Raw genomic sequence first — 11291 nt, 5'->3', positions numbered from 1 at the left:
ATTCTGAAGGGGCTTTAGTCACATATAACATAATCAGCAGTATTGTAAATGTTATAAAACTATCTCCGAAATTTCTAAAATTTAGTAAAGGATATACTTATAAATTTGCTGAAGAGCAAGAAAAATTAATATTTCAGAAATATAAAGTGGTCGACCAGTTTGACCAACTGAAAGGATGTATTAAACAAGTCATTGATTCAAATGGGCAATTGTATATTGTTCATTTAGGAATTTAGTACAGCTATTTTTTGATAAAAATAATAATTTGTTAACTATACATTTTTAAAATATCAGCCATCATATTTTTAAAATCTAAAATAACGACATAATGATTGATGCTCGATGGATCAAAATCAGTGTTCACAGAATCAAATAATGTATTTGTTAATGGAGTGATATTTAAATCACCGATAAGACAAGAGGAGTCTAAATTAAAATACTCAATATAATAATTAACTTTTATTTTTGCATATTCTGAGTATTTAAAACCAGATAAAATGAGTTGTTGATCATCATTGCTTAGATTTTTTGAACAGATGGTAAATAATAATGCCATACAGAAGTAGTCAAACTCATCTTTATTAACCACTATAATATTTAAATCCATAAAATAGTTTTTAAGCATACTTTGAATCAAGGCAAATGAACTTGCTAAATCCGCAGATAAATTTTGAATAATATTAGAATACGTCATCATTTTTTTAAGTTTTAGTGAATCAATGGGTATTGTATTGCAAAACTATTGTTTTGTAAAACAATACTTATGGTGCAGAATATATTGCATTGCAATACGTCTAAGATACTTTGTTAAGCTAATATCAAAGAATGAATATAGGTCATGCAATACGTTATTTGAGAAAACGGAAAGGCTGGACTCAGCAGCAATTAGCCGATTTTTCCAATACTTCAAAAAGTAATATTTCCAATCTTGAGAATGGCAATCAAGGGTACAGTCCTGCAATACTCCAGTACCTTGCTGAGGCTTTTAATTGCACTGTAGCGCAATTGTTTTTATTGGCAGAAAGCTTAGATGATGATGAAAACATTGCTGAAAACTGGGATCAGATGCCCATAGATGCACTATTCATACAACTCCCAAAAGATATTCAAGATAATTTAAAACAGCTTATATATAGCTTGATTAAAAATAAGTCCTAATTCTATATCTCATATTTATTAATATTATACGATTGATCTTCAGCTTCTATAGTTATTTCATTATGCATAATGATTTTAAGCAATTTAATCTAACCTGATATAATTGAAATCAACCCGGTATGTGTCTTTGAAATTTATCACTTTTATATACTAACTGCGTTTTAAAATAATAATACTCATTTAACTTATTGATCAAATGATCAGACAATAAAAAGCCCCTTATTCAGGGGCTAGTCGTATAGATCACTCTATACTTATATAAGGCTCATCTCATACTGGTTGTATTAAAACACAAAATGAGATATTCAGCCATAAAAAAGATGAGCCGTAGCTCATCTTTTTTACACAAGAAAATTAATGTGCATTTGCTACAGCAGGTGCAGCAGCGGCTGTCGCATCATTTGCAGCTTTACGAGTAGGTGTGTAGTTTAAACCTAAAGTCGAGCTGGTATATGTACGCACTTGATCAAGCAGAGCAGGGTTGGTATTTAGATCCTGTTGATAAGACTTCACAATCTCATGCAATTTTGGATTCCATTTACCTTTCACTTGCTCAGGGAATGCTTTTTCCATCAAGCTCAGCATAATGTATGGAGAGGTTGATGCACCAGGAGAAGCACCAAGAAGGCCTGTGATTGAACCATCTTTAGAGGTGAAGATCTCAGTACCGAATTGAAGTGTTGCAGGTTTACCCGGTGCTTTTTTGATGATTTGAACACGTTGGCCAGCTTGGCTTAAAGTCCAGTCTTCAATTTTTGCATCTGGATAATACTTTTTCAATTCATTGAACTGATCTTGCTTAGACATCGCCACTTGGCTGACTAAATATTTCACCAAGTCCAGATTTTCCATTCCAATGGTTGCCATCGGAATCACATTGTTTTTGTTGGTCGCATCAATCAAATCAAACTGAGAACCATTTTTTAGGAACTTGTTTGAATAGGTTGCGAATGGACCAAACAATACATACTTTTTACCATCAACGTAACGAGTATCAATGTGTGGTACAGACATTGGAGGTGCACCTAATTCAGGCTTACCATAGACTTTTGCAGTATGTTGTGATGTAACAGCTGGATTGTCTGTCATCAAGAAAATACCACCGATCGGGAAGCCAGCATATTGCTTAGTTTCTTCCAGACCTGTCATTTGTAATAATCTAATCGCAGCACCACCCGCACCAATAAACACATGACGAGTTTTAACATGGCTGGTTGTGTTGGTTTTTAGATTTTTAAACGATACAGTCCAAGTTTTGTCTGCATTTTGACTAATACCTGTTACTTCAGATGAAGTTTCAAGTTTAAATTTAGGCTGTTTTTTCAAATGATCAATTAATTGAGTCGTAATTGAACCATAATTTACATCAGAACCTACGTCCATACGTGTTGCAGCAACTTTTTGGTTTGCATCACGGCCTTGCATAACTAAAGGCGCCCATTGCTTAATTTCAGCAGGATTTTCAGTATATTTTAATCCTTCGAACATTGGGCTTTGACTCATCGCTTCATAACGTTTTTTCATGTAGTTCACGCTATCGCCCCAAACAAAGGCAATATGTGGTACAGGATTAATAAAGCTGTTTGGTTGACCCAGCACGCCATTTTTGACCTGATAAGCCCAGAATTGTTTACTTACTTCAAACTGTGAAGCAGTATCAATGGCTTTTTTAATATCAACTTTACCGTCTTTCTCAGGGGTATAGTTCATTTCCATAAAGCCAGAGTGTCCCGTTCCTGCGTTGTTGAATCCTGCAGAACTTTCTTGACCTACCTGATCCAAACGCTCATACATATTGATGGTCCAGTCTGGTTCAACTTCATTGAGGTAAGTCCCCAAGGTTGCACTCATAATACCGCCACCAACAAGTACCACATCTACAACTGGTTCATCTGCTGTTGTGTTGACTTTTTTAGAAGCAATTGGTCTGAATAAAAAGATCAATCCAATAACAAATATAACCCCGATGACAATCAGTAGGTATTTAAAAAATCTCTTCATATATTTCCTGTTTCATCAAGTTTTAATAATATTGTAATGTAGAAAAGTTACATAAATGTTAGTTTGTGTAATGATTTTTTTCGTAAATGATTTAAATATATGAAATAATTTGTTTTTAAATTTGTAAAGATGTGTACAAAAAACAACCAGATTAAAATTTGATTAGTATTTTTGTGTAATAAATATTCAAAAAAGTCTTAGACTAAAGTACTATTTTTTGTAGGTGTTAAGCTTTTTGTAGCTTTAAGCTGGCTAAAAAATATGCTGAAAAGAAGAGTTTTTCAGCCTAAATATGAAAACTCTTCTCAAGATTTTTTGCTTATTCAATCATCATGAGGTCTGATTTATTTTCAAGCTTTAAAGGACGTAAAGCAAAAATAGAACGAGTATGGCGAATACCTTTCATTGAATATAAATTTTTACGTAAAAAGCGCTCATAATGTTCAGCATTTTTCACCGCAACTTTGACCAAATAATCATAATCACCTGTTACCAAATGCGCTTCTACAACCTCAGGCATTTGACTGAGTGCATCACTAAATTGCTCTAAAATTTCGTCATCATGACGTTCTAAGGTGATCTCAATAAAAAATAGTTCATTAATCCCGATGGCTTTGGCATTAATGGTGGCAGTATAGCCTTCAATGACATTTAAAGATTCTAGACGTTTAACACGTGTCCAACATGGCGAAGAGGAGAGTCCAACCAGTTCAGAGAGCTGAGCGACCGTTAAACGACCATCTTTTCGAAGTGCCGATAAAATTTTGCGATCAATCCTATCTAAAGTGTACTGACTTTCATTCATGAGCTTTACCACAGAAAATATTTTCGAGAATAATGAAATATATGAGAAATCATTCCGAAAATACTGGAGATTTATATTAAATACGGGAAACATTCTATTCAGTAGAACGCTAGAATAAACTTATCAAATCAAAGACATTTGGGAGACTGGCTTTGATTTAGCGGATAGTATCTTTAGAGGAAAGGGTGCCTTTAACGATACTGTCCGCGACCTTATTCTACGCTTTAAAAAAATTATAAAAATAGTTTTAAAACGATAAAATTCAACCGCGCCTTCACAAATTGCATATGATTCAATAAGACATTGTAATCTTATTCATTGTATAACAAAAAATTATGTAATGAATAAGATATATTTATACTTTGAGTTCGATGCTTTAACAGTCAAAATAATCAACAAAATTGTAAACTCAAGCAGCTGAAGATGTGCAATTAAATCGAGAAGTATTAAGATGATTTATCTTTAAAATAAAGAATAATGCATGCGATTCACAGCTTGGTACACACTCCGAAAATTTGTATATGACAATTTGCATAACGAAGATTATGAAACGTGGTTTAGTCGTGCGATCAATTTTTCTTTGATTTTTCTAATCATTGGTAATGTTGTCGCAGTACTTTTAGAGTCAATCAATGATGTTTATAAAGCCTATCAGCTTTACTTCGATGCATTTGAGGATTTTTCAATCATTGTCTTTACAGTTGAATATATTTTACGTTTTTGGAGTGTTGCAGAAAAAGAACCGTTTGATTCTGAGTGGAGAGTACGCTGGAAATATGTGACCAGTGGTGCTGCGATTATCGATTTACTGGCGATTTTACCTGCATATATAAACTTCTTTGTACATATTGATTTAAGGTTTTTGCGGATTCTACGCTTACTGCGTTTATTAAAACTTACCCGATATTTTATTTCACTACAGATTTTACTGCGCGTTATAGAACGTGAAAAAGGTTCATTTCAAGCAGTGATTTTTATCTTGGTGATTATGATCGTGATGGCGGCAGCTGGCATTTATGTTGTCGAAGGTCGTGCGCAACCTGAGGTCTTTAGTTCAATTCCTGCATCTATGTGGTGGGCGGTGGTAACACTAACGACTGTGGGTTATGGTGATGTAACGCCAATTACCCCACTTGGACGTTTCCTTGGTGCTTTGATTACCATACTCGGTGTTGGATTGGCTGCTTTACCCGCTGGTATCTTGGCAAATGGTTTAGCCAATGAGTTGGAATTAAGAAAGCAACAACTGGAGTTAAAGTTTCGAGATCTGTTAGAAAGCTGTGAAATTGACATCATTCATGATGAAGACAAGATTGATGATATTCGTAGAGATGTTGGCTTATCTGCTGAACAGACGCGAGATATTGTTTTACAACTGATTCGTGAACGTAAAGAACAGGAATTGGAAAGAGAAAAAAACAAGTATTGTTTCTGTCCAAATTGCGGTTATAAGTTACCTGAGTGAGTATTTGGATGAATAAACTTAATCTTTCTGAACAACAAAAAGCTAAATTCGTGAGTATTTTTTCTGAAAGTTTTGGGCTAGATATTTTACAAAAACGATTGCAATCATTTTTTGAGGAGGTTTTTCAAAATTATCCATATTTAAAACTTCCACAAATGGATATCGTGTCTACAGCTTCTTTAAAATATCAAGTGTATTATCAAGAACCTGATGCCGATCCTGAAACATTAACTATTGGTATAGGGCATTGGAATATCTATATCTGGAGAACTTTGGATGGAAACTGGTGTCTAGATGATTTGTATGAAGAACCAATCGGAATCGTGGCAGAGATTTTAACTTTGTGTCCGTTGTTTTCAATGATTCCAAAAAATGTGAAAAATCTCAAAGAACTATTGGAAATAGGAATGATTTTAGAACAGCATTTATTTCAATTACCGAAATTTTCGGAAATTCAACCTGATGACTGTCGTGAAGTATTGTCATGGGATGGACGTTATTTATTAACAGGTAATAAAGTCGAAAATTTGAAGTTGTACAGTTATAGGGAGTGGGATGAATTGATTCAGCGTGAAAATTTTTTTAATAATGAATTGACTCTAAAATGAAGATGAGTAATTGCCATTTATCATGATATAAGTAGTGAATTATTTAGACTCAGCAGTCATCATCTGCATAGCTGTATCCATCCTTATATTGGCTGATACGAATCAATCCTGGCTTTATCTGCTCCAAATGCTGAAAGCGCTTAACCATAAAAACGATAAATTCAATCTGTATAATGATGAAAAGTCTTCTAAATATTTTGACCAACGGATAGCCGAATAAGAGTTTTAAATTTATTTTTTACATATTTTTTAATGAATTATTGAGTAAATTTAAGTATTAATAACGCCATAAAAGTTTTGAATGGTTAACAATGAACATTAATGTTGATATTTTTGGCACGATTGCAATTGCTGTAGCCGTCCTTTTTATTGGTTATTTTCTTGTAAATAAGATCAGTATATTGAAGCAATATAATATTCCTGAACCTGTCGTGGGTGGGTTAATTGCTGCTGCTGTAACTTTTGTGCTTTTTAAGCAATTTAATTTAACCGTAAATTTTAATGCCAATATTCAACAAAGTTTTATGTTGATGTTTTTTACTTCTGTTGGACTGAGTGCAAGTCTGCTTAAGTTAAAAGAAGGGGGTAAGTCGCTGCTTCTTTTTATGGTCTGCGTAGTGATTTATGTGCTATTGCAAAATGCAGTTGGGATAAGTTTGGCAACCGCACTAGATTTGAATCCTTTGATTGGCTTGATTGCAGGATCCGTCACTTTAACTGGTGGGCATGGTACAGCTGGAGCATGGGGCAGTATTTTTGAAGAAAATTATGGTATCAAAGGTGCGATTGTCTTAGGGATGGCGAGTGCGACATTTGGTCTGGTCATTGGTGGAATGATGGGTGGTCCAGTTGCAAAGTTTCTGATTCGTCGTTATCAATTGGCTGAAGAAATAGCGCCATCAGCAGCGCGTATGCAAGCTCCTCCATCTGCTGAAACAGCGCCATTTGAATATCCAGAAAAAACCCGTTTAATCACCGCTGATGATGCAGTTAAAACCATAGGAATGTTTGCACTGTGTATTGTCTTTGCTAACTTTATGACGGGTGTTGCCAAAGGACAATGGTTTGAATTACCGACTTTTGTATGGGCATTGGGTTGTGGGGTGTTTTTACGTAATACACTGGAATATGTATTTAAAATTGAACTGTTTGACCGTTGTATTGATGTGTTTGGTAATGCCTCATTGGCTTTATTTTTAGCTATCGCCTTGATGTCTTTGCAATTGTGGTTACTTGCTGATTTAGCAGGTCCATTGGTGATCATTCTGATCGTTCAGACGGTTTTTCTTGCTTTATATCTATTTTTTGTCACTTTTCGAGTTATGGGTAAAAATTATGATGCAGCAGTATTGTGTGCAGGTCAGTGTGGGGTAAATTTAGGTGCAACACCGACTGCTATTGCCAATATTCAAGCTGTAACGAATACTTATGGACCATCACATAAAGCGTTTTTAATTATTCCTCTAACCGGCGCATTTTTTGTTGATATTGTGAATGCAGTGGTCATTCAAACCATTACAAAGTTCTTTTAAATGTTCTTTTAGAAAAAGCGATGTGATGACTTAAGCATTTGGGAAACAGCCACAAAAAGTGGCTGTTTTTTTTGTATTTAAATCAGTTTGATCATTATTCTTTTGAATCTCATACTATTTTATACAATTCATATGGCTGCAATAAATCGTGATTTAGACTAAGGTTTTCTGTTGATGATTTTAAAATTTATAAAAAGTAAGTCACTTTAAAATAGTTTGTGGCTTTAAAATAGTAAGCAGTTTTAGGATAGAAGTTATAGCTATAAAAGGACACTAGAATGGGCTAACAGGTTCAAGTCTTTAATCTTAAAGCCATGTATAGAGTTTTGAGAATTTAACGATAAATGAATATTGTTTTGATTAGATCAAAGAATAATAAATTAAAATTATATTGTTACAAATTAAAATGAATATATTGTTTTTGTTGATATAATATAAGAATTAAATCATTTTAATGGATCTTATAGAAGGTTGTATGACTAAAAATAATTTAGATGAACTTAAGAAAGAAATAATTTATAAAATAAGAGAGTTACAAACAAGAGGTGCATCTTGTGGAGAGTTAAACTCTGAATTTATAAAACTAGGATTTAAAAGTACAAATGCATTTAAGTATCTCATTTCAAAAGTTGATAAATTAGATTCTGGTAATGTTGAAAAAACTTTATTTGATATTAAAGATGCGGTAGAAAAACTACTCTTTAAAAATGTTGCATTTAATGATAAACGTGTACATTTTTATAAAGTTTCAAGAGAGAATTTAGAAAAAATATATAAATTTCTTCAAAAACAAAATGAGTTTTTTTTATTGGGAGAAAGTAGTAAAGAATTCAATTATGATTTATTGGAAAATGATTTAGTTATTGAGACAGGCGTCGTTTTAAATGAAACTGATTTTAAAATAATTTATGTAAAAAAATTACGAAATCGCTTTGAAAATAAGCTTGCCCCTGAAAAAATAGATTCATTTAATGAAAATGATTATGGGCAAGTAATGGAGGTGAAGATTAAAGTAAAATATGAGATGAATGCATTCGATTTTTTTGCCTTTGATTTTAAGAATGAGCATTTAATTTTAGGTGCAGATCTTAATAAGTTATTTCCAAAACCTGAAACAGAAAAAGCTATTGATGGATTGCTTAAAATCACAAAAAAGATCATTAACGATGCTGATTTAAAAAATAATGATTTAAGAAATTGTGTTGAAAATTTAGAAAAAGAAAAAGAAGGCATTGTTCTTAATCATGCATTTATGACGGCTGAAGGTGGTTACAATCACGCTGGTAATAGCATTACTAGTAAACAAGATGTGCGAAATGATGAGTATTATGCAGACGGAATTAAAAATAAAGAAGCTGATTTTTATGGTATTTATAAGGCATATGAGTTACCAAATGATGAACGCGTAGTTCTTATTGTACGTATGACTTATAAAGATCATCAAAAAACCAACGTACCGATTAGATTTGCTGTGATAGATGGTGCAACAAGTTTCACAGGTTTAAAATTTGCTTTGAGAAAAGTAATTGATCATAACCATAATTAGAGTGTAAATAAAAACCCCAATTTTGGGGTTTTTATTTATTAAATTATTCTATTGTTTAAGCTTTGTGTTCAGCATTTTTATTAAACTTGCTAAAGTAAATTATTCGTCAAATTTTATTTGCATACTCAATCCATTTAACAATAATCGTGTTAGGATGGTTTATATCACCTTCAATAATCGATGTTTGCACACAAAAAACTACCATAAGATTGAACTACTCGTATTTCTATTATCAGAATCAATCAAGTAAATAAGCAAATTATTCAACCATGTCTATACGTCTCCCTTAAGCGTAAACCAAGATATAAGACGAATTCCTTTTGTTGACCAATTGCATAGATAATTTCTTATATTATTCTGATTTTATAGGCATTATTGATCAATTAGCCTTTGTTCCATGCTGCATAAATCTTTGATGTTTGTGAGTGTAAGCTAAGTATTGTTGCTCGATCCACTTATCGAATAGCCTCTTTAGCAAATTCATTTGTTGTGATGTTATTTCAAAAATCACTATTTTCAGTGATATGAATTTGTGTATTTAAAAATTAAATTGATATAAGTGCTGAACGAATGTATTCACTAATTTTGTCATTGAATAAATAGTTCAAGCATAGTTAAAAATTAATTTGGTAAAATAACTTAAAAGGAATAGAAAAATGAGTATTGAGTTCAAATTATATGGTTATACAGGTGACCCTGATGCAAAAGCTAGATTTGATGCAGAAAGCGACAAAGTAAAAATAATAACCTATCTAAATGAAAAAAAATTTCTAACTTTTGGTACATTTGGAACGGATCAATGTGTCATGAAATTAGGGACAATTCATCGTGATTTTCACCTACAACCTTATGTTAATAATAAGAATTGCGGAGAGGCTTTTTATAAAATTAATGTGATTACAGGTGGTATTGAGGGAAATCCAACTTCAAAACAAATATCTAAATTTTTTAATGAAAACAATAAAGAATATGTAATGAATTACGGAGTATCTCATGCTAGTGATGAAGACCCAGCGAAACTAAAAGATCAGGCTTATCTTTATATTTCAACCACTAAAAAGAATTGGATGAAAGAATTAGAATCTTTAGATCCAAAAATTAATGAACTGGTTTTACCAGGTGCTCATGACGCCGGGATGTGGAAAATAGATTCAAAATTTCTTGCAGAAGCTATTTCTGGTTTAATTCCTATTGTTTATTTTACAACTTGGTTACCTGTAATTGGTTGGATTATTGCTACGATTGGTGGAGTGGCTACAGCTTATTTACCTACGATTCTATACAATTTCGCTGTTACTCAAAAAGATAGACCATATGATTTATTAAGAATGGGAATACGTCATTTTGATTTTAGACCAGCTAAATTTATCTCATTACTTAATCAAGTTGTGCATGTACATGGTGTTATACCAGGAGGTTCATTAGATGATTTTTTAAATGATGTAAATAAATTTTTAATAGAAAATCCAACAGAAGTTGTATTTATTGAAATCAAAGCTGATGGAATCGATTCTAAAATAGCTACCTTTCTTTCGAAGATAGAGCTTGAAAGAATTGCACATCAAAAAATATCTGTCGGAGTCCAAGTTTATGAAGGTGATGAAATTGCATGCTTAAACTCTAAAAGATGGAATGATTTAAAATCAAAAGGTCGAGCAGTTTTTTTGTATAAACCAAAAAGCATAACTAGTTATAACGACCAAGATTATGGTGCATCAATGACAGATCCTTCGCATGTTGAAAAAGCTGTAGTTAATTTTTTACCTAAAATAAATAATTCAGAATTTAATTTAATTCAATGCCAAAATACAGCAAGTAATTTTTTCGTCGATCATTGGTCATCATTCGTGAAACATCCTTCTTGGGTTAATGATATAGCTCTGTCAGATACAGGAAGTTTATTGGCAGATACAAAAGCACTTTTTGACTCTGTTCTGTATCCTACATTATCAAGTGTAAATACTCGAGAACAATTAAAAAGTCATAATGGGCTAGTTGCGGTTATAAATGATTTTGCTGATATTGCTTTGGTAGATTTATCAATAGCTTTAACCAAAACTAGACTAAAGCCTAAGTAATAAAATTAAGTCAGTAGAAAGAGTTTTCATTAATCATATAAAATAAATTAGAAAATCTAACCGCCTGTAAAGGCGGTTTTTACATTAATCAATAATTA

At 32.5% G+C, this 11291-nt stretch carries 9 protein-coding genes and 1 pseudogene; 7 read left to right on the top strand and 3 right to left on the bottom strand.

Going from position 1 to position 11291, the window contains the following annotated elements; genetic code table 11:
• Positions 1 to 236: pseudogene (locus GJV03_RS21650) on the top strand (hypothetical protein); the annotation flags it as partial.
• 32 nt (positions 237 to 268) lie between these two features.
• Here GJV03_RS21650 and GJV03_RS20490 read toward each other — a convergent pair.
• A complete protein-coding gene (locus tag GJV03_RS20490) occupies positions 269 to 697 on the bottom strand; it encodes a hypothetical protein (RefSeq protein ID WP_154131001.1) in 429 nt (142 codons plus the stop codon).
• A 128-nt stretch (positions 698 to 825) separates the two neighbouring features.
• On the opposite strand from GJV03_RS20490, the gene GJV03_RS20485 reads away from it, so the two are divergent.
• Positions 826 to 1158: a helix-turn-helix transcriptional regulator gene (locus GJV03_RS20485; RefSeq protein WP_004821175.1), complete on the top strand. Its 333-nt coding sequence runs from the start codon at positions 826 to 828 to the stop codon at positions 1156 to 1158.
• Positions 1159 to 1512: 354 nt separating this feature from the next.
• Here GJV03_RS20485 and mqo read toward each other — a convergent pair whose 3' ends face one another.
• Positions 1513 to 3159 carry a malate dehydrogenase (quinone) gene (mqo, locus tag GJV03_RS20480; protein ID WP_004720897.1) on the bottom strand — a complete coding sequence of 549 codons (1647 nt, stop codon included), beginning with the start codon at positions 3157 to 3159 and terminating at the stop codon, positions 1513 to 1515.
• A 319-nt stretch (positions 3160 to 3478) separates the two neighbouring features.
• Positions 3479 to 3964 (bottom strand): Lrp/AsnC family transcriptional regulator, encoded by a 486-nt coding sequence (locus GJV03_RS20475; RefSeq protein ID WP_004720894.1) that lies wholly within the window; start codon positions 3962 to 3964, stop codon positions 3479 to 3481.
• Positions 3965 to 4445: 481 nt separating this feature from the next.
• On the opposite strand from GJV03_RS20475, the gene GJV03_RS20470 reads away from it, so the two are divergent.
• From GJV03_RS20470 to GJV03_RS20450, 5 genes are all read left to right on the top strand, one after another.
• Complete coding sequence (locus GJV03_RS20470; protein ID WP_154131000.1) at positions 4446 to 5429, top strand: ion transporter; 984 nt, start codon at positions 4446 to 4448, stop codon at positions 5427 to 5429.
• An 8-nt stretch (positions 5430 to 5437) separates the two neighbouring features.
• On the top strand, positions 5438 to 6037 hold the full coding sequence (locus tag GJV03_RS20465; RefSeq protein ID WP_154130999.1) for a hypothetical protein: 600 nt from the start codon (positions 5438 to 5440) through the stop codon (positions 6035 to 6037).
• A gap of 311 nt (positions 6038 to 6348) precedes the next feature.
• The gene (gene gltS, locus GJV03_RS20460) at positions 6349 to 7569 is read left to right on the top strand and encodes a sodium/glutamate symporter (protein ID WP_004720888.1); all 1221 of its coding nucleotides are present in this window, start codon (positions 6349 to 6351) and stop codon (positions 7567 to 7569) included.
• 475 nt (positions 7570 to 8044) lie between these two features.
• Positions 8045 to 9115 (top strand): hypothetical protein, encoded by a 1071-nt coding sequence (locus GJV03_RS20455; RefSeq protein ID WP_154130998.1) that lies wholly within the window; start codon positions 8045 to 8047, stop codon positions 9113 to 9115.
• Between the two features lie 656 nt (positions 9116 to 9771).
• Positions 9772 to 11193, top strand: coding sequence for a hypothetical protein (locus GJV03_RS20450; protein WP_154130997.1), 1422 nt, complete (start codon positions 9772 to 9774; stop codon positions 11191 to 11193).
• Positions 11194 to 11291: the final 98 nt, after the last annotated feature.

The organism is Acinetobacter sp. RIT698 (assembly GCF_009668065.1).
Taxonomy (GTDB): domain Bacteria; phylum Pseudomonadota; class Gammaproteobacteria; order Pseudomonadales; family Moraxellaceae; genus Acinetobacter; species Acinetobacter guillouiae.
Note: the sequence above shows the minus strand (reverse complement) of the source record. Positions and strands in the feature narration are given on the sequence as shown.

Bases quoted from the DNA above. Each gene is read 5' to 3' on its own strand.
- GJV03_RS20490 (WP_154131001.1), bottom strand. From the start codon at position 697: ATGATGACGTATTCTAATATTATTCAAAATTTATCTGCGGATTTAGCA.
- GJV03_RS20485 (WP_004821175.1), top strand. From the start codon at position 826: ATGAATATAGGTCATGCAATACGTTATTTGAGAAAACGGAAAGGCTGG.
- mqo (WP_004720897.1), bottom strand. From the start codon at position 3,159: ATGAAGAGATTTTTTAAATACCTACTGATTGTCATCGGGGTTATATTT.
- GJV03_RS20475 (WP_004720894.1), bottom strand. From the start codon at position 3,964: ATGAATGAAAGTCAGTACACTTTAGATAGGATTGATCGCAAAATTTTA.
- GJV03_RS20470 (WP_154131000.1), top strand. From the start codon at position 4,446: ATGCGATTCACAGCTTGGTACACACTCCGAAAATTTGTATATGACAAT.
- GJV03_RS20465 (WP_154130999.1), top strand. From the start codon at position 5,438: ATGAATAAACTTAATCTTTCTGAACAACAAAAAGCTAAATTCGTGAGT.
- gltS (WP_004720888.1), top strand. From the start codon at position 6,349: ATGAACATTAATGTTGATATTTTTGGCACGATTGCAATTGCTGTAGCC.
- GJV03_RS20455 (WP_154130998.1), top strand. From the start codon at position 8,045: ATGACTAAAAATAATTTAGATGAACTTAAGAAAGAAATAATTTATAAA.
- GJV03_RS20450 (WP_154130997.1), top strand. From the start codon at position 9,772: ATGAGTATTGAGTTCAAATTATATGGTTATACAGGTGACCCTGATGCA.